Origin of the sequence: Bartonella henselae str. Houston-1 (assembly GCF_000046705.1) — a bacterium.
Lineage (GTDB): Bacteria > Pseudomonadota > Alphaproteobacteria > Rhizobiales > Rhizobiaceae > Bartonella > Bartonella henselae.
The window spans coordinates 1,894,596-1,919,909 of sequence record NC_005956.1 but is presented as its reverse complement, the minus strand read 5'-3'; the positions used below and the strand labels follow the sequence as shown (position 1 = coordinate 1,919,909).

Below are 25,314 nucleotides of genomic sequence, written 5' to 3'. Positions count from 1 at the left end.
AAAGATTTCCCTACTCAGGCTGCGTTCAACTTTGGAAGGACAGCAATCAATTTATCTTTATCGTGGCCAACAATAAGAGCTTTAACAATTGTTCCGGCTTTAGCACCTTCAATTTTTGCAAGAGTATAATCTTCTGTTCGTCCAATACCATCTTTTTCAACGAGAATCTTTTGTTGACTATTTTGTAAGTGAAAAAGATGTTTTTGATAAGCTTTGTCACCTGCTTTGCGCAACCTTTCTGCACGCATTTTGATTATTTTACGATTGATTTGTGGCATGCGTGCAGCAGGGGTTCCTTCTCTTGGACTAAAGGGAAAAACGTGGAGATGTGTTAAATGACAATCATTTACCAACGAGAGACTATTTTGGAACATCTCTTCTGTTTCAGTAGGAAAACCAGCAATTAAATCAGCACCATATACCATTGTAGGACGTTTTGCACGTAAATCCTGACAAAATTGAATTGCATGTTCGCGTAAATGTCGTCGTTTCATTCTCTTTAGAATCATATTATCGCCTGCCTGCAAGGAGAGATGCAAGTGTGGCATAATTCTTTTTTCATAGGCTAAAAGATTGATGAGTTCTTCATCTGCTTCAATGGAATCAATAGATGAAAGACGTAGTCGAGGTAAATCAGGAATGTGATGTAAAATGGCTGAAGTTAATTTTCCTAGAGTTGCTTTTCCAGGGAGGTCGTGACCATAACTTGTAAGATCAACACCTGTCAGAACTACCTCTTGAATACCGTTGCCTGTCAGCTTTTTAATTTGTTCAATAACAGATCCCATGGGAACTGAACGTGATGGTCCCCGCCCGTAAGGGATAATACAAAATGTACATCGATGATCGCATCCATTTTGTACCTGCACAAAAGCGCGTGTGCGTTCTTCCATCGCACTTACCATATGTGAAGCAATTTTTTCTACTTCCATGATGTTATTAATACGCAATTTTTCAGAATGGTTTATACCAAAATCGGGGAGTTGTCGATAGGAATGAGCATGGAGTTTGTCTTCATTTCCTAAAACAAGGTCGACCTCTGTCATAGAAGCAAAATTTTGTGCTTCTGTTTGTGCGGCACATCCTGTAACAATAATGCGCGCATGAGGATTTTCACGTCTTGCTTTGCGGATAGCTTGTTTTGCTTGTCGCACAGCTTCAGCTGTGACAGCACAGGTATTAAAGATGATAGCGCCGTCTTTGAGTTGATCTAGTCCTGAAGAAGTACTTTCTTTGCGTATAATTTCCGATTCATAGCTGTTTAGTCGACAACCAAATGTTACAATTTCTATCGACATCAAAAATCATCCTTTTTGTAGCTTCCTGTTAAGGGGTTAAGAAAACCACTAAATCCATATTTGACTGGGCCTGTCATGATAATGTGATCGTCTTCTCTATAAAAAATATTAAGTGTTCCCCCTGGTAAATTCACATCAATATTGCGTTTTGTCAGTCCACGTCGATAGGCGGCTACTGCACTCGCACAAGCTGCGCTCCCGCATGCTTGTGTTAATCCAGCTCCTCTCTCCCATGTGCGTAAATTTAGGCTTTCCTGTGATGTTACACAAGCAATGGAAATATTGCATCGTTGTGGAAAAAGGGGATCGTGTTCAAGTTTTGACCCATATTTTTCTAAGGGAATATATTGAATATCATTTTCAACAAAAAAAATAGCATGGAGATTACCAATGGATACAAGGCAAGCATCTCTTAAGGGACCTGCAGTAAGTTCTACGTGATTGGTATCAATTATTTCACGTGAAACAGGCATTTCTTTTGCATTGAAATTTGGGCACCCCATGTCAACAGAAATGAGGTTATCGATTTGGCGTTTACCTTCAACAATTCCAGCAGGTGTCTCCAATCGAAAGATCTCACCATAATTGTGGTCTGTGAGCCATGCTATGACACAACGAGTACCGTTACCACATGCATTAGCCATTGAACCGTCAGCATTCCATATTTCGATGCGAAAATCAGCTTCTTTTTTCGTTGGTAGATGAATAGCCATAATTTGATCAAAATATGTTTGGGAATCTGCTGCTAAGGAAAGAATTGCTTGTGGTGTGAGAGCATGTGTGCTTTCACGCATATCAGCAACAATGATTTGATTGCCAAGACCGTCCATTTTGCTAAATGGCGTTTTCATGAAATTTCTCTATTTTTCTTTATTAGTCATTAAAGAGTATATGACTGAAAATCTTATGAACTTCCAGTGTTTAATGCAATATAAAACGAATAGAAAAATTATTATTTTTCAAAATAAGCAATTTTTAGCCTGTTCTTTTTAATTTATTAATTTATTTTTGTAGAATGCCCTATAAAAACTGTTTACTCATTTCTTTGAGTGAATCTATTTGTTGTCATGGGAAAGAGCATAGATATGATATTTTCAAAAAAAACATTTTTAATTGTAATATCGATTATAACGTTCTTAACGGGTTGTTCAACATCGCGGTTTGAGAATAATGATAGAGGTGGTTCTTTAGAGTTTTTTTACCCTGTTCAGTCAATATCAGTTCCTCAAACAATGTCTGATTTATCGTCATCTCCTCAGACAACAAATACTTTATTGTATGAAAAAGGAGATTCTCAAAGTGATGGACAAATGGCTAATCTCGAATTGCCAGGAAATGCCATTGATTTGTTTCCTGCAAGTATTGCTGGGGTGTGGAATCTTTCTATGGGTGGTAAGGTTTGCCGAATTGCAACGCCGCAAACAAAATTTGGACAAGGATATCGCGCTGGCCCTTTACATTGTCCAGGAATCTTTTCTCAAGTAAATTCTTGGACTGTTAAAGGAAAAAGATTATATTTCTATAATAATTCAGGACGTATTGTTGTTACCCTTTATTCTTCTAATGTTGATCGTTTTGAGGGATACACACTTGATGGTTATCCCGTTGTTTTAAGCCGTTAGATCATCTTTAGCCATTTATGAAAAAAAACAGATATATTAAGGAAGTCTTGAATTTCATTGATGGCAGTTGAAAAAAGGTTGTTTGGATGATTTTAGTCTCAACACGCTATCAAGAGCTGGTATCTAAAGGAGAAATCAGTTTGGACCCAGCTCAATTGGCTTTAACAGAACATTTTGATCATTTATTACAAAATGTTGCGGAACAAAACATTTCTCGGCCGTGGTGGGCTTTCTGGCATTTTTTTAAGAGAAAAAAACAAAACTCTGTTGCAAAACAAAAGAGTGCTGCTAATCCCTTTCAAGGATTGTATATTTATGGTGAAGTAGGACGAGGAAAAACCATGCTGATGGATTTGTTCTTTTCTTGTTTGCCACAAAAACGTAAAAAACGTGCCCATTTTAATGATTTTATGGCCGATGTGCATGAGCGCATTAATATTTATCGTCAAGCATCAAAAGATGGAAAAACTGGACAAAAGACCCCTATTTTAGCCGTTGTTGAAGATCTTGCACAAGAAGCACAGGTCCTTTGTTTTGACGAATTTAGCGTAACGGATATCGCTGATGCCATGGTGTTGGGACGTCTTATCTCTGCCTTATTTGATAAAGGGATTTTCTTTGTTGCAACTTCAAATGTTGCTCCTGATAATCTTTATTATAACGGTTTAAATCGAGAGCTCTTTTTGCCTTTTATCCAAGTTTTAAAAGCACATGTTCATGTGATCAATCTTGGTGCAAAAACAGATTATCGTCTTGAAAAATCAAATTTTCAACAGGTGTATATAACGCCACTAGGGTTGGAAGCAAATCAACGTATGGATCAGGCGTGGATGCTGGTCCTGAAAGGGCAAAAGGAAACATCTGATGAATTCTCCATAAAAGGGCGTGTTATTCATATTCCACGCTCTGGTGTTGGTTGTGCACGCTTTGATTATCAAGATTTATGTGCAAAGCCTTTAGCAGCAGTTGAGTATTTAGCATTAGGGGAACGGTATCATACGATTTTTGTCGATAATGTACCAGTGATGGATGATACATGTCGCAATGAAACAAAACGGTTTATTTTGTTTATTGATGTTCTTTATGAACGCTACATAAGATTGTTTATGTCAGCGGCGGTGAAGCTTGATGATTTGTATAAAGGGTATGCGCAAACGTCTGAAACATTTGAATTTCAAAGAACACAATCGCGTCTTTTCGAGATGCAAAGTCAGGATTATTTAAAAATTTGGGCAGAACGTTTTTGTGAAGGAGAACAATTAATCAGTGCTTTACCTTTACGTAAGCTGTAAAAACAATAACTCTTTGAATTTAAAAGAAGTGTAATAATTTTGTTGTATTTTTTTTAAATTCACTTTATCGATACACAATAGTAGTTTTCTCATTGCCTTTTTTGTGGAGGGGACTTTTTTCTATGAGAAGAAGAAAGAGAGAAAGTTGATGGATCTAGGGTCTTTCTCCTTTTTATGATAGTGTTGAAAAGATGGCTAAAATCAAAATAAATGTTTAGCGTACCAGCGGCACTGGATGATTATACGCTAAATTATCTAATGTTAGGAAAAATAAAATGGCACGAAAGAAAATAGCTCTTATTGGTTCGGGTATGATTGGGGGTACTTTAGCACATATAATTGGACTTAAAGAACTTGGTGATGTCGTCTTATTTGATATTGCAGAAGGTATACCACAAGGTAAAGCTCTTGATATCGCCGAATCTTCACCAGTTGACGGTTTTGATGTCAGTTTAACCGGTGCTAATTCCTATGATGTGATTGAAGGTGCCGATGTTGTTATTGTAACAGCAGGTGTTGCAAGAAAACCCGGTATGAGCCGTGATGACCTTTTGGGCATTAATTTAAAGGTAATGGAACAAGTTGGTGCGGGGATTAAAAAATATGCATCTTCAGCATTCGTTATTTGTATTACAAATCCTCTTGATGCAATGGTCTGGGCTTTGCAAAAATTTTCAGGTCTTCCAACACAAAAAGTGGTTGGTATGGCTGGTATTCTCGATTCAGCACGTTTTCGTCATTTCTTATCAGAGGAATTTAAGATCTCTGTTAAAGATGTGACTGCATTCGTTTTAGGAGGACACGGTGATTCAATGGTGCCTTTGGTGCGTTATTCAACAGTTGGTGGTATTTCTCTACCCGATCTTGTGAAAATGGGCTGGACGACGCAAGAAAAGATTGATCAAATTATTCAACGTACCCGTGATGGTGGTGCAGAAATTGTTAGTTTGTTAAAAACAGGTTCTGCTTTTTATGCACCAGCAGCTTCTGCTGTCTCTATGGCTGAAGCCTATTTGAAAGACACCAAGCGTGTTGTTCCTGTCGCAGCTTATCTTTCAGGGCAATATGGGGTCAAAGATACCTATGTTGGTGTTCCGGTTGTCATTGGTGCTGGGGGCGTTGAGCGCGTGATTGAAATCGATCTTGATAAAGAGGAGAAAGCTGCTTTTGAAAAATCAGTGAGTGCAGTGCAAAAACTTTGTGAAGCTTGTATTGCTGTTGCACCAGGACTCAAATAACTCAAGCAAGACCCTGTTCATTAAAACAGAATATTTAAAAATATTATGACGATTCAAAGATTAATTTAAGATCCATAAAAGAAAAGGACAAGTGAATGAATATCCATGAATATCAGGCCAAACGTCTGCTTCATGAATATGGAGCACCAATTGCAAATGGTGTTGCTGTTTATTCTGTAGAGCAAGCTGAAAAATGGGCAAAAAAATTGCCCGGGCCACTCTATGTGGTTAAAAGTCAGATTCACGCTGGTGGTCGTGGTAAAGGGAAGTTTAAAGAACTAGATCCTGATGCAAAAGGTGGTGTTCGACTTGCAAAATCCGTTGAAGAAGTCGTTGCAAATGTGAAAGAGATGCTTGGTAAAACTTTGGTCACTAAGCAAACGGGACCAGAGGGTAAGCAAGTCAATCGCCTTTATATTGAAGATGGTGCTGATATCGAACGGGAGCTTTATCTTTCGCTTTTGGTTGATCGTAACGTTGGTCGAGTGGCTTTTGTTGTTTCAACAGAGGGGGGAATGGATATTGAAACAGTGGCTGAAGAAACACCAGAAAAAATATTAACTCTCCCCATTAACTCTACCCAAGGTGTTACTTCTTCCGATTGTGCAAGGCTTTGTGATGCATTGGATTTACACGATAGTGCACGAGAAGATGGTGAAAAACTTTTCCCAATTCTCTATAAAGCGTTTTGTGAAAAAGATATGAGCCTTCTTGAAATCAATCCGCTTATTGTGATGACAAATGGTCATTTGCGTGTTCTTGATGCAAAAGTTTCTTTTGATAATAATGCTCTATTTCGTCATCCAGACATTTTAGAGTTGCGCGATACTTCAGAAGAAGATCCAAAAGAGATTGAAGCATCAAAGCATGATCTTGCTTATGTTGCTCTTGAGGGCACAATTGGTTGTATGGTCAATGGTGCAGGTCTTGCTATGGCAACAATGGATATCATTAAGCTTTATGGAGCTGAACCAGCAAATTTCCTTGATGTTGGTGGTGGAGCTTCAAAAGAAAAAGTAACCGCTGCTTTTAAGATTATCACTGCTGATCCAAATGTTAAGGGCATTTTGGTTAATATTTTTGGTGGAATTATGCGTTGTGATGTCATTGCTGAGGGTGTGGTTGCTGCTGTTCGGGAAGTTGGTTTAAAGGTTCCTTTGGTTGTTCGTCTTGAAGGCACGAATGTTGAGCAGGGGAAAGCGATTATCAGTGATAGTGGTCTGAACGTTATTCCTGCTGATGATTTAGATGATGCTGCTCAAAAAATTGTTGCAGCCGTGAAGGGAGCTTAAGCTATGTCAATTCTTGTGAATAAAGATACGAAAGTTCTCGTTCAAGGGCTTACAGGAAAAACAGGAACTTTTCATACAGAACAAGCGCTTGCTTATCATGGTACCCAAATGGTTGGCGGCGTTAATCCTAAAAAGGGTGGTGAGACATGGGAGGGTTCAAAAGGTGAAACTCTTCCTATTTTTGCTAGTGTTGCGGAAGGAAAAGAAAAAACAGGTGCAGATGCTTCCGTTATTTATGTTCCTCCTGCAGGGGCAGCAGCAGCTATTATAGAGGCTGTTGAAGCTGAAATCCGTTTAATTATCTGTATTACGGAAGGCATTCCTGTTATGGATATGGTGAAAGTAAAAGCGAGATTAGAAAAATCAAAATCACGTCTCATTGGTCCTAATTGTCCTGGCATTCTCACACCAAATGAATGTAAAATCGGTATTATGCCTGGTTCTATTTTTAGAAAAGGCTCTGTTGGGGTTGTCTCACGGTCGGGAACTTTGACTTATGAAGCCGTCTTTCAAACCAGTCATGAAGGTCTTGGACAGACAACAGCTATTGGTATTGGCGGCGATCCTGTTAAGGGCACTGAATTTATTGATGTGTTAGAAATGTTTTTAGCAGATGATGAAACTCAATCTATTGTTATGATTGGTGAGATTGGTGGTTCTGCCGAAGAAGAAGCAGCACAGTTTCTCCAAGATGAGGCAAAAAAAGGCCGTAAAAAGCCGGTGGTTGGTTTTATTGCTGGTCGTACAGCTCCTCCAGGACGCACAATGGGGCATGCGGGTGCTGTTATTTCTGGTGGAAAAGGTGGTGCAGAAGATAAAATCGCAGCAATGGAATCAGCAGGAATTAAAGTTTCTCCTTCACCCTCACAGATAGGAAAGACATTGATGTCAGTTTTGAAGGGATAAAAGAAAACTTTATTTGAATAAGCAGATATTTTCAGATGAAGTCTTGAATATAAAAAAGGTAGAACTTTTTAATATTTTCTAACCCTCATTTGCTTTATAAGCATTTAAAGATTGCAAAAGAATGTAAGGAGACGGAATAGATTTTCCGGAGAGATAGATGGCAAGGCAAGACGAAATAAATAGTCTTTTTGCGCAAACGTCGTTTCTGTATGGTGGAAATGCCGATTATATAGATCAACTTTATGCCGATTATGAAAAAGATCCCACCAGTGTGGATTCACAGTGGCGTACTTTTTTTGAAAACCTTCAGGATAAAAAAGAAGATGTTCTCAAAAATGCTCAAGGCGCTACGTGGCAACGTGATCATTGGCCATTAAAGGCAAATGGTGAGCTTGTTTCTGCTCTCGATGGTGATTGGCCTGTTCTTGAAAAGCATGTTGGTGATAAATTAAAAGAAAAAGCAGCAACCGGTGCTGTGCAAAAAGGAAGAATCTCTAGCGAACAAGACATTATTCGAGCAACGCGTGATTCTATTCATGCGCTTATGATGATTCGTGCTTTTCGAGCACGGGGGCATCTTCGTGCAAAACTCGATCCTCTTCAGTTGGCGGAAAAGATTGAAGATTACAAAGAACTTTCTCCAGAAGCTTACGGTTTTACTCCTGCTGATTATGAACGTCCAATTTTTATTGATAATGTTTTAGGACTGGAATACGCGACGATTCCACAGATGCTTGAAATCCTTAATCGTACCTATTGTTCAACAATTGGTATAGAGTATATGCATATTTCTGATCCTGTTCAAAAAGCATGGCTTCAAGAGCGTATTGAAGGACCAAATAATCACATCGCCTTTACGCAAAAAGGTAAGAAAGAGATCCTTAATAAGCTTATTGAAGCGGAAGGGTTCGAACAGTTTTTAGACACTAAATATAAAGGGACAAAGCGTTTTGGGATTGATGGTGGTGAAGCGCTGATACCTGCTCTTAAGGAGATTATTAAATGCGGTAGTTCTTTGGGTGTGCAGGAAGTCGTTTTAGGAATGGCCCATCGTGGTCGTTTAAACGTTCTTTCTCAAGTTCTTGCAAAGCCACATAGGGCTATTTTTCATGAATTCAAAGGGGGGTCTTATAAGCCCGATGATGTAGAGGGCTCGGGTGATGTCAAATATCATTTGGGAACCTCGGCTGATCTTGAATTTGATGGTAAAAAAGTTCATTTATCGCTTTTGGCTAATCCATCTCATCTTGAGATTGTTGATCCTGTTGTTATTGGAAAGGCACGCGCTAAACAAGACCAACTTATTGGGCCTACACGCACTGATACACTGCCATTAAGTGAACGTTCAAAGGTCTTGCCCTTACTTATTCATGGTGATGCTGCTTTTGCAGGACAAGGTGTTATTCAAGAAACTTTTGGTCTTTCTGGTCTAAAAGGTTATCGCGTTGCGGGTTCAATTCATTTTATTATCAATAATCAGATTGGTTTTACAACAAATCCACGCTTTTCGCGTTCTTCACCTTATCCATCAGATGTTGCAAAAATGATTGATGCACCGATTTTCCATGTGAATGGTGATGATCCCGAAGCAGTTGTCTTTGTTGCAAAATTAGCGACAGAGTTTCGTCAAATTTTCCATAAACCAGTGGTAATTGATATGTTCTGTTATCGTCGTTATGGGCATAATGAAGGCGATGAACCTTCCTTTACACAGCCGCTTATGTATAAGGCTATACGTAACCACAAAACGACTCTTCAGCTTTATGGTGATCAGTTGATAGAAGAAGGGGTGATTACTGTAGAAGAGATTGAACAGCAAAAGAAATTATGGCGTGATAAACTTGAAGTTGAGCTTGAAGCAAGTACTTCTTATAAGCCAAATAAAGCTGATTGGCTTGATGGTAGCTGGACGGGTCTTAAAGCTTCCAATAACGTTGATGAGCAACATAGTGGAACGACGGGGGTTGATTTAAAAACTTTAAAGGAAATTGGTGAAAAACTTGTCGAAATACCAGCGGATTTTCATGTTCATAAAACAATTCAACGCTTTTTAAACAATCGTGCTAAAATTTTTGAAACCGGTGAGGGGGTTGATTGGGCAACGGCTGAAGCTTTGGCTTTTGGTTCGCTTTGCTTAGAAGGAGCACCAGTTCGTCTTTCTGGTGAGGATGTTGAACGTGGAACTTTTTCACAACGTCATTCAGTTCTTTATGACCAAGAAAATGAAGCGCGTTATATCCCTTTAAATAATTTACAAAAGGGACAGGCACTTTATGAGGTGGTTAATTCTATGCTTTCTGAAGAAGCTGTTCTTGGTTTTGAATATGGATATTCCCTTGCTGAACCACGGGGATTAACGCTTTGGGAAGCACAGTTTGGTGATTTTTCTAATGGTGCACAGGTCATTTTTGACCAATTTATTTCATCTGCAGAGCGCAAATGGCTTCGTATGTCCGGTCTTGTCTGTTTGTTACCTCATGGTTTTGAAGGACAAGGACCAGAGCACTCTTCGGCACGTTTGGAACGTTTCCTGCAACTTTGTGCGGAAGATAATATGCAGGTTGCTAATTGTACAACCCCTGCAAATTATTTTCATATTTTGCGTCGACAGATTAAACGTGATTTTCGTAAGCCATTAATTTTGATGACACCAAAATCACTTTTACGTCATAAACGGGCGGTTTCTTTCCTCAATGAAATGGGATTAGAGACACGTTTTCATCGTTTATTGCTTGATGATGCAGAAGTTCTCAAAAATTCTGTGGTTAAATTGCAAAAAGATAATAAAATTCGCCGCATTGTTCTTTGTACAGGCAAAGTTTATTACGACCTTTATGAAGAGCGTGAAAAAAGGGGAATTGATGATGTGTATTTATTGCGCGTTGAGCAGCTTTATCCTTTTCCAGCCAAAGCTTTGGTAGATGTATTGTCTCGCTTCTTACAGGCAGAGGTTATTTGGTGTCAAGAAGAGCCAAAAAATATGGGAGCGTGGTCGTTTATTGAGCCTTATCTGGAATGGGTTTTGACGCATATTAATGCCCAATATTCTCGTGCACGCTATGCTGGGCGTCCTGCGAGTGCTTCACCAGCCACTGGATTGATGGTACAACATGCTGAACAGCTTGCCGCGTTTCTTGAAGACGCGTTAGGTTCTTAACTTAATTACTCTGATGTATGGAAAAATATTATGACTACTGAAATCCGTGTTCCTACTTTAGGCGAATCAGTTACTGAGGCGACAGTTGGTAAGTGGTTTAAAAAGCTTGGCGAAGCTGTGGCTGTGGATGAACCCTTGATTGAATTAGAAACTGATAAGGTAACCGTTGAGGTTCCTTCGCCTGTTGCAGGAAAATTATCTGAAATCATCGCAAAAGAAGGTGATACGGTTGAAGTAAAAGCTCTGTTAGGATTAGTGGAAGCTGGAGCTGCTGGTATTTCCCAATCATTTTCACCTTCTGCTACGCCTATTCCAGAAGTGCCATCTGAATTGAAGCAGTCTTCTTCCAGTGGTGCAATGCAGAAAGATACAATGCCGCCCTCTCCTTCAGCAGCAAAATTGATGGCTGAAAATAATATTGCAAAAAGCAATATTTCAGGTTCTGGAAAACGTGGACAAATCCTCAAAGAAGATGTTCTTGGTGTCTTAGAACAAGAAGTAAAAGCGCCATCTGTTTCTGCAGCTTCCTCTTCGGCTTCTCTTGTTCAAGAAAAGCATGAAGAGCGGGTTCGTATGACAAAATTGCGTCAAACAATTGCGCGTCGTCTTAAAGATGCACAGAATACAGCAGCAATGTTAACTACATTTAATGAGGTTGATATGTCGGCTGTGATGGATTTGCGCAAGCGTTATAAGGATCTTTTTGAAAAGAAACATGGTGTTAAACTCGGCTTTATGGGATTTTTTACCAAGGCTGTTTGTCATGCATTAAAAGAACTTCCTGCTGTTAATGCGGAAATTGATGGAACGGATATTGTTTACAAAAATTACGTCAATGTTGGAATTGCTGTTGGAACGGATAAAGGACTTGTCGTTCCGGTAGTGCGTCATGCAGATCAGATGTCGTTAGCAGAGATTGAAAAGGAAATTGGTCGTTTGGGGCGTCTTGCTCGTGATGGAAAATTAGCGGTTTCTGATATGCAAGGTGGAACTTTTACCATTACCAATGGGGGTGTTTATGGTTCGTTAATGTCGACACCGATTTTAAATGCACCACAGTCCGGTATCTTGGGAATGCACGCGATTAAAGAACGAGCAATGGTTGTTGGCGGGCAAATAGTCATTCGCCCCATGATGTATCTGGCGCTTTCATATGATCACCGTATTGTAGATGGACAAGAGGCTGTCACTTTCCTTGTGCGTGTTAAGGAAAGTTTAGAAGATCCGGAACGCCTGGTTCTTGACTTGTAAAAGTACAGTTTTCAGGATGAAAGGAAAAACAGATGTCTTATGATGTAGTTGTGATCGGGGCAGGTCCAGGTGGTTATGTGGCAGCAATCAAAGCAGCACAGTTGGGGCTTAAAACAGCGATTATTGAAAAACGTATGACACTAGGTGGTACATGTCTCAATGTTGGCTGTATTCCTTCTAAAGCATTGTTGCATGCTTCAGAAGTCTTTGCTGAGACGCAACATGGTTTTGAAACGCTTGGTATTTCTATTGCAAAATCTAAGCTTAATCTTGAACAAATGATGGCGCATAAAAAAGCTGTTGTCACTGCAAATACGAGTGGTGTTTCTTTTTTGATGAAGAAAAATAAAATTGACACTTTTTTTGGTACTGCCAAAATTTTAAACGCAGGTCAGATCGAAGTTGTTGCAAGGGATGGTAACAAACAAACGATTGAAACAAAAAATATTATTATTGCTACTGGTTCAGAGAGCTCAGGCATTCCGGGTGTGAATGTTGAAATTGATGAAAAGGTTATTGTATCCTCTACAGGAGCACTTGCTCTTGAAAAAGTTCCAACGCGTATGATTGTTGTGGGCGCTGGTGTTATTGGTTCAGAGCTTGGTTCGGTTTGGAGCCGTTTAGGGGCTAAAGTTACCATTATTGAATATCTTAATAAAGTTTTAGGATCAATGGATGGTGAAGTCTCACGGCAATTCCAAAAAATAATGGAAAAACAAGGAATTGAATATAAGATTGGTGCAAAAGTAACAGCTATTACACAATCTGGTTCAGTTGCTCAGGTGACTTTTGAGGCTGTTAAGGGTGGTCCTTCTGAAACTCTAGAAGCTGATGTCGTGCTTATTGCTACTGGACGTTTTCCATATACAGAAGGACTTGGCTTGGAAGAGGCTGGTGTTCAGTTGGATGAACGGGGGTTTATTACAATTGATGCGCATTGGCAAACGAATATTCCAGGAGTTTATGCGATTGGTGATGTCGTTAAAGGACCAATGTTGGCACATAAGGCAGAGGAAGAAGGCGTTGCTGTGGCAGAAATTTTAGCGGGTCAAAAGGGACATGTTAATTTTGATGTCATTCCTAGTGTTGTTTACACACAGCCAGAAATTGCTAGTGTAGGCAAGACAGAAGAAGAACTTAAAGCAGCCGGTATCGATTATAATGTTGGAAAATTTCCTTTCATGGCCAATGGTCGTGCGCGTGCCATGCAAAAGAGTGATGGATTTGTTAAAATTCTTGCTGATAAAAAGACAGATCGGGTTTTGGGCGGACATATTTTGGGGTTTGGTGCTGGTGAAATGATTCATGAAATTGCAGTTTTAATGGAATTTGGTGGTTCATCAGAAGATCTGGGACGTTGTTGTCATGCGCATCCTACTTTATCAGAGGCAGTGCGCGAAGCAGCTTTGGCAACATTTGCTAAACCCCTTCATATCTAGTTTCTGTGAACCTTCGTTAAAACTTGAGAGTAGAAGAGTTGGTAACATTCCATTTGTAACAGGTATGTTACTAAGGGCAAGTTCTCTCTCAAGTAAAGGAATCGGCAAAAGAGTTTAGCATTTAAGATAAACTTCTGATATTTGCGTGAGGGCTAAAAATTTCCCTGTCGTGTTTTTAAAGGTGTTTCTTCTTTTTTTAAATATGCGCTCAAAGATGAAGGTTTCCCTTTATCTTCAGGCAAGAGATTATATCATTTCTAAACGTTATGAGTCCTCTTTGTTCGAAGAGAATCTCATATTCGGTTTTGAAAGCGGTTGCCAAAGGCATTGTGGATTATGATGGCTAACTTTGTGGAGATTGATACGAGCCTGGCTCAAATTTACCCTGCACGGTAATTTGAGGTCAGCGTGAAAAGAGAAGTGTTGGCAAAAAGCAAGCTAAAATCGTATTTAAAAGTTTCATGCTGTGGTGAATTTAGCCAGGCTTTACATTTTCTTCTCACTTTGATGATTGGAATGATATTATCCAAGTATCCTCAGTTTTTTGAAGGAGATCAGGATATAAAAAATTATTACCGCTAAAAATTCTGTTTCAGAGCATAAAGAGAATGAGTAAGAAAAAAATAACCTCTCTGTTTTTCTGCTTTCTTTAACTAAGAAAAAATTGCGGTAGAGTGATGTATATTTTTTTAGAGATTGCTTTTTTAATGAAATTAAAAATTTCAGACATCTATTTTGGCGATTTGATAAAAAAGTTTTTTCTTTTATGGGGGGTGCTTCAATGGTCCTTCGGCTTAGAGAATTAAGTGCATAGAGTGAGAGAAGTTTTTTAGGAATTTTTGTTATGATTCTTGAAGAAGCATTAAAGGTGCTTTTTGTTTTTGTGGGTTGATATGTTGTAGTATATTTTACCATGCAATTTGCAGCAAGTGAACAACGGACAACATATTGATTTATAATGATAATTTAGCATTGTTCAACTTGAATGAAAACCCTGAATGCCGCAGGATTCTCTCATTTCAAATCTTTCCATGTTGAATTAATCAAAATCATTCGCGTGCATGTTACAAATGGGATGAGCGTGTGGATAAAAACTATTAAAGACAAGGAGTCAATATGCCCCTTATGAATCGTCTTAAGTGCCAAGGGTTGGTGCAATATTTTGAGTTGGTAAAATGGTATGATGCTGCTGGCTTGAAGCGTCATAATTGTAAAGAAGATGGTGCCCGATGGATTTATTGTTATATCCTTCATAGATGCCGTCGCGAAATGGGTTTGGATACATTAAGAGATGTCTCTTTAAAATAAATCCGTGAATTGGCAACCCAATGGCGTTCTGTTTTGCTGCAATAGGATCAAGACCTGTTGTAGAAAAAAAGAAATTATTGCAAGAAAGCAGAAGCGTTTGTTCCAAAGTTTTTAGAGCTTCTGATGATAAAGGTATGCGAAATTCTATTATAGTGTCACGCCTTCCTTTCATATTCTCAGTAGGGTTAGTTTGTATAGCGCCGTCAATCTGATTTTATGAATATGGTACAAAGGATTTGTACGAACACTTGTAAGGATAAGAAGATGCAAAGCCAGTTATGTCATTGTTATCGTTTTACTCAGTGTCTGATAAAAAGCCGGAATATCTCTCCAATCCATAGCTGGTCTATTAGTGGTTTTATCACCTTGTTTTCTTAGTAAAGCTCGTGCTTTTTCTTTTTTTTGTAAATCAATATCTAAACCTAGCACAGCAGCGTGTTTGAGATAAAGATTAAGGCAGTTTAGTGCTTTCTCTGCTGTTGCAGCTTTTGTATGCAGATCGGAAGAACATTGCGTATATCTATTTGTATAATCTCTGAAAAGGCAACAGCCTCATTGGGGAAGAATATGAAGTTGTACAGATAGAAACCAGCTCCCAGCCTTATCATCACCCTTTAATTCGGCTTACGGCTTTCAAAAGCATTGAAGAGTAATATCTTATTCAATAATGGAGAGTGCGCATTGCCTCACATTTTTGTTTCTCATGTTCTTAATAGGGTCATATGCCTCAACGTAAAACAGGACATCATTCTGTATTTCATTCACACACTTGTTTTAAAGAGACATCCAGCACACCTAAGCTCCTTTCACGATGATGACGGCGTTTTTTGTGAAGGATATAATGGGAAATCCGTTGTGCACTACCCTCTTTATGCTTATGAAGGAGTAAGTCGGCACTGTTATTCTCTTGGTTAGCGCAAAATGTTGTGACAGCCCTTGGTACTTAAGATGGTTCATAAGGGGCATTTTTATTTTTTTAAGTTGTTTTTATCCGCACGCCGCCCCGCCCCCTTTTTGTAACATGCAAGAGAATGGTTTTGAGTGATTCACGATGAGAGTGTTTGAAATGAGAAGATCTTAGGATATTCGGAGTTCTCATTCAAATTGCAAAGCGATGAATTATCTTTATAAATCAATATCTTGTCTGTTTTTTAAAAAACCGCTCTTTTTAGGAGCGGTTTTCTGCATCTCTCGTTAGTCTATAAAGAATAAATTTAAAATTATAATTTTTTCTCTTCTTGCTGTTCTCTTATAAAGGTAGGAAGCCCCATATAATCGAGATATTTGAGAAAAGGATGCGGTGGTAGTTCTTCTACGTTAGCCATGGTTTTAACATCCCATTTGCCAGTGGCAATAAGAAGGGCAGTTGCTGCTGCTGGTACACCCGCTGTATAGGAAATAGCTTGTGCACCGGTTTCATTAAAAGCTTGTTTATGATCAGCTATATTATAGATAAAAACTTCTCTTTGTTTTCCATCTTTTTCACCTCTAATGAGGTCTCCAATACAGGTTTTTCCTGTATAATCTGGCGCTAAAGAAGAGGGATTAGGTAAGACGGCTTTTACGACTTTTAAAGGAACAATTTCTTGCCCCTCTGCCGTTTTAATTGGTTGTTCGGATAAGAGCCCTAGTTTTTTCAAAACAGTAAAAACAGTAATATAACGTTCACTAAACCCCATCCAGAAGCGGATATTTTGAACATCAAGATTTTTGGATAATGAATGAATTTCATCATGTCCCGTCATATAGGCTTTTTGTTTTCCAACAACCGGGAGATCCCATTCACGGCTGATTTCAAACATTTGATTGGAAGTCCATTTTTTATTTTGCCATGACCATACTTGTCCTGTAAATTCGCGAAAGTTAATTTCTGGATCAAAGTTGGTGGCAAACCAACGTCCATGGTTTCCGGCATTAATATCAATGATATCAATATCTGTGATTTTGTCGAAATAATCATTGTTCGCTAAAGCTGCATAAGCATTCACGACGCCTGGATCAAAGCCTGCACCTAAAATGGCAGTTATACCAGCTTTTTCACATTCTTGACGCCTAGGCCATTCATAATTGCTATACCAAGGAGGTGTTTCACAAATTTTCAAAGGATCTTCATGAATTGCAGTATCGATATAAGCGCACTTAGTTTCGATACAGGCTGAGAGAACAGACATATTAAGAAAAGAAGAGCCAACATTGATAACAATTTCGCATTTGATTTTTTGGATGAGTTGTACAATTTCTCCTACATCCATTGCATTGAGTTTATGGCTTTTGAGAATGCCTTCTACTTTCATTGCTTTTTTATTTTTAATGGATGCAACAATTGCTTCACATTTTTTGAGTGTTCGTGAAGCGATATGAATTTCACCGAGAATATCGTTGTTTTGGGCGCATTTATGCGCAACAACTTGTGCAACACCTCCAGCACCAATAATGAGAATATTTTTCTTCATTTTTAGGTTATCTCCTTCATTAATATTGCCGCATGATGGTTTTTTGTAGATTTGAATTATGAAAGGCTTTTTTGATAATCATTATAACTAAATTGACGTTGAATTGTTAGAGCTCCATTACACTCTTTAATAACAATGGCTGGCATTGTAACGCCATTAAACCAGTTCTTTTTAACCATTGTATAGCCTGCAGTATCCTGAAAAGATAATCTATCACCTATTTTGAGAGGTTCAGGGAACCGAAATGTTCCAAAAATATCACCAGCAAGACAAGATTTTCCACAAACCATGATTTCATAGGGACCTTGATTTTGTTCTAGTTTTGCATTTTCACGATAGATTAAAAGATCAAGCATATGAGCTTCTATTGAGCTATCAACTATGGCAAGGTTTTTTTCATTATACAATGTATCAAGCACACTTACTTCTAATGTCGTGCTTTTGGTGATGGCGGCTTCTCCTGGTTCTAGAAAAATGGTGACGTCATAAGTTTTTGAAAAATGTTTTAAGCGTTCTGCAAAAGTTTCTAGAGGATAATTTTCAGCTGTAAAATGAATTCCACCTCCAAGGCTTATCCAGTCAACCGCAGCAAAGAGTTCTGCAAATCTTTCTTCCATATGCTTCAGCATTTGGTCAAAAAGATTAAAATCAGCATTTTCACAATTATTATGAATCATTAAGCCGTTTATAAGGGGCAAAACTTCTTTAATAGCCTTTTGATTGGTTTCGCCTAAGCGGCTAAAAGGGCGAGAGGGATTGGCAAGATCAAAGTTTGATGCGCTGATTCCTGGATTTAACCTTAAACCCCGTTGGATGGTTTTTGTCACATTGGCAAAACGTTGAAGCTGTTGGATGGAGTTAAAGATAATTTTATCTGCATAACTACAGGTTTCATCAATTTCATAATCTGCCCAAGCTACTGAATAGGCATGGGTTTCTTTGCCAAACTTTTCTTTTCCTAAACGGAGTTCATAAAGGGAAGATGAGGTCGTTCCATCCATGTATTTAGACATTAAATCAAAAACACTCCATGTGGCAAAGCATTTCAAAGCGAGCAAAACTTTTGCTCCCGACATTTCTCGTAAACGAGCGATAATTTCCATATTCCTTATGAGTTTAGATTTATCGATAAGATAATAGGGAGTTTTAATCATTTTTTATCCACTTTTTGAAGGATCTTATTCTTGAGACTAACGTTTAGTACATGGAGTAGCAGAATGTCTCAAGCGAAAAAGAATCGTAAAAGAGAATCTACGTATCGTTTTGTGATGAAAATACTCTTTGTAATCTAATTTTGGTTCCGTTTTTGTGAGATTTGTATTATGCCTATGATGAAGAGTTTTTATTATGCTTTGATTATTACACTTATCGGAAGTGTTTTCGTAATAGTAACCAATATCATTGTTTCTGCGCAAAAAAGTGATCCTGAAGTGAGGGCATCTTACCCATTTTCTGTTCAAGAGAATACAGTTCCTTTGATTGTTACAGGGCGTAGGGAACTTAATGGTTTCAAAGGCTATCGTCATTATCGACGTGGTTATCGTAAATATAGTGATGATTGGTGGTATCCTGAAACGGCATTCGTTGCATTTCCCCATCTAAACGCAAAGCACGTGCCCTTAAAAGAAAGATCAGCTTCGCAAAGAATGCTTTTGATTTCTTCTTTGAAAGAAAAAGAACCATGGATGCTTAAACAACATCTTGATTCTTGTCGTGCGCGTTATCGTTCTTACAATGAAAATGACAATAGCTATCAGCCTTATTATGGACCTCGTAAGCAGTGTCTTTCTCGCTTTTTTAAGAGATAGAACAATGAAAAATCTTTAAGGCACTTTGCATGTGGGACAGTTTTTTCATCTAACGGTTGTTTCGTGAAAATTTTAACTGCTTTTAAGTTTTATTAAATCTTATTGTCGTAAATGCTAGATGGGGAGGTGATAATGCAAATTTTCATTTTGTCATCGACAAAATGTTAAAGGCAGGATGGAGTTTGAAAAATGACAACACGGGAAGCAATGTTGATATTGCTTGTTTTGCTTCCCTTTTGTGGAAGTGCTGTTATTGGCTTTTTTCGTTCGACAGCAAAAAATAATGAAGCGTGGTTTGCTGGGGTCATTGCACTTTTCAGCCTTCTTTTTACAATAATGCTTTATCCAGCGGTTCACGCAAACGGTATGGTGCGTCTAGATATCTCTTGGCTTCCAGAGTGGGGGAGTAATTTGATCCTCCGTATGGATGGGTTGTCATGGCTTTTTTGCTTACTCATTACAGGAATTGGGCTGCTTGTTGTCGTCTATGCACGCTATTATATGGATCCGGCTGATTCTGTACCACGATTTTTTTCCTTTTTTTTGGCCTTTATGGGATCAATGACAGGAATAGTCTTATCAGGTAATCTCGTTTTTTTAGTAGTTTTCTGGGAACTCACCAGTATTTTTTCTTTTTTGTTGATTGGCTATTGGTACCATAATGCAAGTGCACGTGATGGTGCGCGTATGGCTATAACAATCACAGGTTTTGGTGGTTTCGTCCTTTTTATTGGGGTATTATTGATTGGATATATCGTTGGCAGTTTTGATTTGGATAAAATATTGCAATCTGGAGATCTGATTCGGTCAAGCTCTCTTTATAGTCCTATCTTTATTTGTATTTTATTGGGAGCATTAACGAAAAGTGCACAGTTTCCATTTCACTTTTGGTTGCCTCATGCGATGGCTGCTCCTACCCCTGTCTCGTCTTATTTGCATTCGGCAACAATGGTGAAGGCTGGGCTGTTTTTGCTTGTTCGTTTATGGCCAGTTTTATCGGGGACAGAATCTTGGTTTTGGCTGGTTGGCTTTTCAGGACTCTCGACATTGCTGCTTGGCGCCTATTTTTCTATGTTTCAGCAAGATTTGAAAGGTCTTCTTGCTTATTCAACTATTAGTCATCTTGGATTGATTACAACGCTTTTAAGTCTTGGGAGTCCACAGGCATGTGTTGCAGCGATCTTTCATATGGCCAATCATGCTACTTTTAAAGCTTCTTTATTTATGGCAGCTGGTATTATTGATCACGAAACAGGGACGCGTGATATGCGTAAACTGACAGGTCTTTATCGCTCTATGCCTATTACGGCAACTCTCGCTTTGGTGGCGAGCGCAGCAATGGCTGGAGTTCCTTTGCTGAATGGTTTTTTATCAAAAGAAATGTTTTTTGCTGAAGCTGTTGAAAAACATATGGAATCATGGCTCGATTGGATTGCACCTTATGTGGCAACGCTCGCTAGCCTCTTTAGTGTTACCTATTCTATACGTTTTATTCATGGTGTCTTTTTAGGACCAAAACCTGTCAATTTACCAAAAACTCCACACGAACCACCGCATTTTATGCGTCTTCCAATGGAACTTTTGGTATTTGTTTGTTTAGCGGTTGGTATTATGCCTCATTTAACAATCGGGCCTATTTTGGATAATGCAGTTGTTTCTGTTTTAGGATCAATGACAGTTCCTTATAGTTTGGCTGTTTGGCATGGGTTTAATACTCCATTAATGATGAGTTTTGTGGCTTTATTAGGAGGTGCATTGCTTTATGTTGTCGGGTATCGTTATTTTTTATCCTGTGATGATGGAGCACCTTTTTTTCGTCACTTAAACGGACCCCGTATTTTTGAACGCATTCTCGTGATTATTTCTTGGAAATGGGCGCGTGCGGTGGAATCTGTTTTATCAACACGTCGTTTGCAGATACAGTTGCACTGGATTTTCTTGATGTGTTTTGCATTTGTTGCTCTTTTGCTTTGGTCTGATGGTTTCATTTCAGCAGGTTCATTACCACTTTTCCCGTTTGATCTTCCTTTTCTTGCCCTTTGGTTGGTTGGGGTATCGTGCGCGCTTTTAGTTGCTTGGCAAGCAAAATTTCACCGTCTTGCATCACTCATGCTGTTGGGGGGAGCAGGGTTGATGACTTGTGCAACCTTTTTATGGCTTTCTGCGCCTGATTTGGCAATAACGCAATTGGTTGTTGAGGTTGTGACTGTTGTTTTGTTATTGCTTGGTTTGCGATGGTTGCCTAAGCGTTTATATGATTCTGCTCCAACCCCTGTTCGCTTTTTTGTACGTTTGCGCCGTATGCGTGATTTCATCATAGCACTTGTGGGAGGCGCTGGTGTAGCTTGGCTATCCTTTGCTGTGATGACACGACCTCAAGGTCAGACAGTTTCTGATTTTTTTCTGACGAATGCTTATTCGAATGCTGGTGGTCGTAATGTTGTAAATGTGTTGTTGGTTGATTTCCGTGGCTTTGATACTATGGGAGAAATTGTCGTTTTGGGTGTTGTTTCCCTCACTGTTTTTGCACTATTGCGGCGGTTTCGTCCTGCTCCTGAAAGTATTAATGCGCCTTTTCAACAACGTATTCAGAAAGCTTTTGATATGGCACGGTCTGATCAAAATGTGGGAGATACAGTGTTCAATTATCTCACTATTCCTGCTGTTGTTATGGGGTGGCTCTTTCCCATTATTATTGCTTTTTCAGTTTACTTATTTATGCGGGGACATAATCTTCCAGGAGGTGGATTTGTCGGTGGTGTGACTTTAGCGATAGGCTTTATTTTGCAATATCTTGCTCGTGATATTCGTTGGGTGGAAAACCATTTGAAGGTTTTGCCTTTACGTTGGATGGGCTTTGGCTTGTTGTTGTCAGTCTTAACGGGAATGGGGGCGTTGCTTTTTGGGTATCCTTTTTTAACCTCCTTTTTTCAAGATACGCATTTGCCACTGATTGGAAACATTCCTGTATCATCTACTTTTTTATTTGATTTGGGTGTGTTTTCTCTTGTGTTGGGAGCAACAGTTCTTATTTTGATTGCCCTTGCACACCAGTCAATTCGTAGTTACCGAATCGGTAAGAAACCTCTTTTGAAAGAGAAGGAAAATTAATGGAAATTATTCTTTCTTTAAGCATTGGTGTTCTTGTTGGATCAGGAATTTGGCTTGTTTTGCGTCCACGAACTTTTCAAGTCATTCTTGGTTTGTCTTTAATTTCTTATGGTGTCAATCTTTTTATGTTTTCAATGAGTAGACCGCGTAGTAACGCTGCGCCAATTGTTGATCCTGCCACTGTTATTAATCCAGCTAATTATGTCGATCCTCTCCCACAAGCCTTGGTTTTAACTGCGATTGTTATTGGTTTTGCAACGACAGCTTTATTTTTGGTTATCCTTCTGGTTTCACGCGGTTTAACGGGTTCAGATCACGTTGATGGACGTGAGGTGCAGTGATGAAAATTGGAGTAAATCATCTCCTTATTTTACCTATTCTTTTGCCATTAATTACTGGAGCACTTCTCCTTTTCTATGATGAACGCCGTTCAAAACTTAAATCATTAATCAGCATTTCTTCTACCGGATTATTAGTCATTGTTGCTGTTTTATTGATTATCCATGCTCTTAAAGTTGCGCCGGCTGCCGATGTTTATCGGCTTGGCAATTGGCCTTCTCCCTTTGGAATTGTGTTGGTCCTTGATCGTTTAAGTTCTATGATGCTTTTACTTTCCAGCTTGTTGATCACAGCCGCGTTGGTTTTTGCACAGGCTCATTGGTATAAAGCTGGTCCTCATTTTCAGTCACTGATGCAATTTTTCATGGTTGGAATAAACGGCGCTTTTTTGACAGGTGATTTGTTCAATTTATTTGTGTTTTTTGAAGTTATGTTAACGGCTTCTTATGGGCTTGTGTTGCATGGCTCTGGGCAGTTACGTGTACGTGCAGGATTGCATTATGTCGTCGTTAATCTTATTGCTTCGTTGTTTTTTTTAGTTGGTACGGCACTCATTTATGGAATCGTTGGTACTCTTAATATGGCCGATTTGGCTGTAAAAATGAAACATATAACCTCTGCGGATATTGTTTTATTTGAAATAGGCGCGGCGCTTTTGGGGATTGCTTTTTTACTCAAAGTGGGTATGTGGCCACTTAATTTTTGGTTGATGCCGACTTATAGTGCCGCAGCAGCACCCGTTGGAGCTTCTTTTGCACTTTTAAGCAAGGTGGGTATTTATATTGTTTTACGTCTGACATTGCTATGGTTTGGTCCTGAAAGTGAATATTTTAGTCATTTTGGTAAAATGGTTTTATTTTATGGTGGACTTGCCACTATGGCTTTTGGTTTTATTGGGGTCTTGGCGAGCCAAGTTTTGGTGCGTTTGGTGGCTTATAGCATTCTTGTCTCTTCTGGTACTTTGTTGGCAACCATTGGGATCGGCAATATAGCACTCACAGCAGGTGCACTCTTTTATATTGTTTCTTCAACTTTAGCCTTTGGTGCTTTTTTTCTTTTGGTGGAGTTGGTTGAACGCTGTCAAGATGTGGCTGCCAATGTTTTAACTGTTACAATGGAAGTCTATGGTGACGATGAAGAAGAGGAAGAGGATGAAGTTGGTACTTATTTGCCGGTAACTTTGGCAATTCTTGGAGTCTGTTTTGGTATCTGTGCCATTTTGATTATTGGTCTACCACCTTTTTCTGGTTTTATTGCTAAATTTATGATGTTTATGGCAATCTTAAACCACAATAAAGAAGATTTTGCTGCTTCTTTACCGGTTCATTATGATTGGCTTTTTGTGATTTTTGTTACCATTTCTGGTTTTGCAGCTTTAATTGCTCTGACACGAACGGGTATTCGAACTTTTTGGGTGTCTCATGAAGGTACAGTTCCGCGTGTGCAGGTGATCGAATTTGTACCTATTGCTGTTCTCCTTACTTTGTGTGTTCTTATAACAATTATAGCCGGTCCTGTTAGTCATTATATGTCTGAAACTGCTAAGACTTTGTATGAACCCCGGAACTATATTGGAAGTGTTTTAGATGATTTTTCTCTCAAAAATAGGGAGATGAATCAATGAAATATTTTTGTCTATTTCCTTTTTTCAGTGCAGTCATTGTTTTTATGTGGCTGACTTTAAATGGTTTTAATTTAGGTCAATTGCTTTTAGGTATTATAATTGCTTTATTTTGTAGCTGGATGATGCGGCTTCTTGAACTGGAAAAGGTTACCATTAAAAGTTGGAGTGCGGTCTTTCGCCTGATTTTTCATGTGTTTATTGATTCTATAATTTCAAATATTGCCGTGGCGTGGTTCATTGTAACAAAAAAGTCTCGAGAACAGCAATCAGGTTTTATTGTTGTGCCTCTTTCGCTTGAGAGCCGTACTGCGTTAGCTCTTTTAGCTTGCATCCTTTCGGTAACTCCAGGAACTTTTTGGATTGCTTATAATAGAAAAAATGGTGAACTTTTGCTTCATGTCTTAAATTTAAAAAACAGATATGATTACCAACAGTTAATCAAGCAACGGTATGAGCAATTACTTTTGGAGATTTTCTCATGAGTATAGTAATCCTTTATTGGGGGATTTTCCTTTCGCAGTTTTTTTTAAGTCTGGCGATGATCTTCGCACTGTTTCGGTTGATTCGTGGTCCTCGGGCGCAGGATCGTGTTGTTGGTTTGGATGCTCTTTATATAACCACTATTCTTTTATTTCTTACGTTCGATATCCGTTCAGGAACAACCATTTATTTTGTAGCAGCTTTTATTATTGGGCTGTTAGGTCCTGTCTCAAGTATTGCTTTGGCAAAATTTTTAATGCGCGGAGAAATTATTGAATGAAGGATGAGATATCGCTTATAGTTGCTCTTTTTATCACTGTTTTCTTAATATTAGGATCGGGACTGACACTGATTGGAACAATAGGTTTGGTGCGTTTTTCCAGTTTTTATAAGCGTTTACATATGCTTTCGGTGGCTACAAGTTGGGGCGTTGGCAGTATTCTTATTGCTTCGTTTCTTTATGCAACTTTTGTAGATTATTGTTTTGCTTTTCGTGAAATATTGCTGATGTTTTTTTTGTTTTTGACAGCACCGGTAGCTTCTATATTGCTCTCACAGGCAGCGGCTTATCGACACCATTCAGAAGATCAGTCAGAAAAACCGCTGGCTCTCTTATTGCATCAGACGCAAGAAAAATTGTCCGAATCAGAAAAAACATCATGCGATGAAAGCCAGTGCGGTTTTTGAAGTTGAACA

Annotated in this window: 21 protein-coding genes; 16 read left to right on the top strand and 5 right to left on the bottom strand. The window is 38.8% G+C overall.

The annotated features are described in order from the left end of the window. Nucleotides 1-14 precede the first annotated feature (14 nt). Nucleotides 15-1,298, bottom strand: a complete 1,284-nt coding sequence (mtaB, locus tag AYT27_RS08670; protein ID WP_011181421.1) for a tRNA (N(6)-L-threonylcarbamoyladenosine(37)-C(2))-methylthiotransferase MtaB — start codon at nt 1,296-1,298, stop codon at nt 15-17. After that, nucleotides 1,298-2,149 carry a diaminopimelate epimerase gene (dapF, locus tag AYT27_RS08665; protein ID WP_011181420.1) on the bottom strand — a complete coding sequence of 284 codons (852 nt, stop codon included), beginning with the start codon at nt 2,147-2,149 and terminating at the stop codon, nt 1,298-1,300. Before dapF ends, mtaB begins: the two co-directional genes overlap by 1 nt. A 234-nt stretch (nt 2,150-2,383) precedes the next feature. Between dapF and AYT27_RS08660 the strand changes: the two genes are divergently transcribed. The 9 genes from AYT27_RS08660 (at nt 2,384) to AYT27_RS08620 (ending at nt 14,803) form a co-directional block, all read left to right on the top strand. Beyond that, nucleotides 2,384-2,920 carry an AprI/Inh family metalloprotease inhibitor gene (locus AYT27_RS08660; protein ID WP_011181419.1) on the top strand — a complete coding sequence of 179 codons (537 nt, stop codon included), beginning with the start codon at nt 2,384-2,386 and terminating at the stop codon, nt 2,918-2,920. A gap of 86 nt (nt 2,921-3,006) precedes the next feature. Next, nucleotides 3,007-4,212: a cell division protein ZapE gene (gene zapE / locus AYT27_RS08655; protein ID WP_011181418.1), complete on the top strand. Its 1,206-nt coding sequence runs from the start codon at nt 3,007-3,009 to the stop codon at nt 4,210-4,212. A 275-nt stretch (nt 4,213-4,487) separates the two neighbouring features. Next, the gene (gene mdh, locus AYT27_RS08650) at nt 4,488-5,450 is read left to right on the top strand and encodes a malate dehydrogenase (RefSeq protein ID WP_011181417.1); all 963 of its coding nucleotides are present in this window, start codon (nt 4,488-4,490) and stop codon (nt 5,448-5,450) included. A 95-nt stretch (nt 5,451-5,545) separates the two neighbouring features. Continuing rightward, on the top strand, nt 5,546-6,742 hold the full coding sequence (gene sucC, locus AYT27_RS08645; protein WP_011181416.1) for an ADP-forming succinate--CoA ligase subunit beta: 1,197 nt from the start codon (nt 5,546-5,548) through the stop codon (nt 6,740-6,742). Nucleotides 6,743-6,745: 3 nt separating this feature from the next. Then, a complete protein-coding gene (gene sucD / locus AYT27_RS08640) occupies nt 6,746-7,648 on the top strand; it encodes a succinate--CoA ligase subunit alpha (RefSeq protein ID WP_011181415.1) in 903 nt (300 codons plus the stop codon). Nucleotides 7,649-7,805: 157 nt separating this feature from the next. Next, the gene (locus AYT27_RS08635; RefSeq protein ID WP_011181414.1) at nt 7,806-10,805 is read left to right on the top strand and encodes a 2-oxoglutarate dehydrogenase E1 component; all 3,000 of its coding nucleotides are present in this window, start codon (nt 7,806-7,808) and stop codon (nt 10,803-10,805) included. A gap of 30 nt (nt 10,806-10,835) precedes the next feature. After that, nucleotides 10,836-12,056 (top strand): 2-oxoglutarate dehydrogenase complex dihydrolipoyllysine-residue succinyltransferase, encoded by a 1,221-nt coding sequence (gene odhB, locus AYT27_RS08630; protein WP_011181413.1) that lies wholly within the window; start codon nt 10,836-10,838, stop codon nt 12,054-12,056. A 32-nt stretch (nt 12,057-12,088) separates the two neighbouring features. After that, nucleotides 12,089-13,495 carry a dihydrolipoyl dehydrogenase gene (gene lpdA, locus AYT27_RS08625; protein ID WP_011181412.1) on the top strand — a complete coding sequence of 469 codons (1,407 nt, stop codon included), beginning with the start codon at nt 12,089-12,091 and terminating at the stop codon, nt 13,493-13,495. 1,125 nt (nt 13,496-14,620) lie between these two features. Continuing rightward, nucleotides 14,621-14,803 (top strand): DUF4102 domain-containing protein, encoded by a 183-nt coding sequence (locus tag AYT27_RS08620; protein WP_236087008.1) that lies wholly within the window; start codon nt 14,621-14,623, stop codon nt 14,801-14,803. Between the two features lie 276 nt (nt 14,804-15,079). On the opposite strand, the gene AYT27_RS09025 is transcribed toward AYT27_RS08620, so the two are convergent. The 3 genes from AYT27_RS09025 to AYT27_RS08605 all read right to left on the bottom strand — a co-directional run bounded on the left by AYT27_RS09025 (nt 15,080) and on the right by AYT27_RS08605 (nt 18,410). After that, the gene (locus AYT27_RS09025) at nt 15,080-15,232 is read right to left on the bottom strand and encodes a hypothetical protein (RefSeq protein WP_155245613.1); all 153 of its coding nucleotides are present in this window, start codon (nt 15,230-15,232) and stop codon (nt 15,080-15,082) included. A 791-nt stretch (nt 15,233-16,023) separates the two neighbouring features. Continuing rightward, nucleotides 16,024-17,256, bottom strand: coding sequence for a saccharopine dehydrogenase family protein (locus AYT27_RS08610; RefSeq protein ID WP_011181410.1), 1,233 nt, complete (start codon nt 17,254-17,256; stop codon nt 16,024-16,026). A gap of 56 nt (nt 17,257-17,312) precedes the next feature. Beyond that, nucleotides 17,313-18,410: a carboxynorspermidine decarboxylase gene (locus AYT27_RS08605; RefSeq protein WP_011181409.1), complete on the bottom strand. Its 1,098-nt coding sequence runs from the start codon at nt 18,408-18,410 to the stop codon at nt 17,313-17,315. A gap of 168 nt (nt 18,411-18,578) precedes the next feature. Here AYT27_RS08605 and AYT27_RS08600 point away from each other — a divergent pair, with 168 nt between their 5' ends. The 7 genes from AYT27_RS08600 (at nt 18,579) to mnhG (ending at nt 25,305) form a co-directional block, all read left to right on the top strand. Continuing rightward, nucleotides 18,579-19,064 carry a BA14K family protein gene (locus AYT27_RS08600; RefSeq protein WP_011181408.1) on the top strand — a complete coding sequence of 162 codons (486 nt, stop codon included), beginning with the start codon at nt 18,579-18,581 and terminating at the stop codon, nt 19,062-19,064. A gap of 189 nt (nt 19,065-19,253) precedes the next feature. Continuing rightward, nucleotides 19,254-22,175, top strand: coding sequence for a monovalent cation/H+ antiporter subunit A (locus AYT27_RS08595; protein WP_011181407.1), 2,922 nt, complete (start codon nt 19,254-19,256; stop codon nt 22,173-22,175). Next, nucleotides 22,175-22,516: a Na+/H+ antiporter subunit C gene (locus AYT27_RS08590; protein ID WP_011181406.1), complete on the top strand. Its 342-nt coding sequence runs from the start codon at nt 22,175-22,177 to the stop codon at nt 22,514-22,516. Before AYT27_RS08595 ends, AYT27_RS08590 begins: the two co-directional genes overlap by 1 nt. Next, nucleotides 22,516-24,138 carry a monovalent cation/H+ antiporter subunit D gene (locus AYT27_RS08585; protein ID WP_011181405.1) on the top strand — a complete coding sequence of 541 codons (1,623 nt, stop codon included), beginning with the start codon at nt 22,516-22,518 and terminating at the stop codon, nt 24,136-24,138. The genes AYT27_RS08590 and AYT27_RS08585 overlap by 1 nt, the downstream gene beginning before the upstream one ends. Further along, the gene (locus AYT27_RS08580) at nt 24,135-24,620 is read left to right on the top strand and encodes a Na+/H+ antiporter subunit E (RefSeq protein ID WP_011181404.1); all 486 of its coding nucleotides are present in this window, start codon (nt 24,135-24,137) and stop codon (nt 24,618-24,620) included. The genes AYT27_RS08585 and AYT27_RS08580 overlap by 4 nt, the downstream gene beginning before the upstream one ends. Then, complete coding sequence (locus AYT27_RS08575; RefSeq protein ID WP_011181403.1) at nt 24,617-24,898, top strand: K+/H+ antiporter subunit F; 282 nt, start codon at nt 24,617-24,619, stop codon at nt 24,896-24,898. The genes AYT27_RS08580 and AYT27_RS08575 overlap by 4 nt, the downstream gene beginning before the upstream one ends. Further along, nucleotides 24,895-25,305, top strand: a complete 411-nt coding sequence (mnhG, locus tag AYT27_RS08570; RefSeq protein WP_011181402.1) for a monovalent cation/H(+) antiporter subunit G — start codon at nt 24,895-24,897, stop codon at nt 25,303-25,305. The genes AYT27_RS08575 and mnhG overlap by 4 nt, the downstream gene beginning before the upstream one ends. The last annotated feature ends 9 nt before the right edge of the window (nt 25,306-25,314 follow it).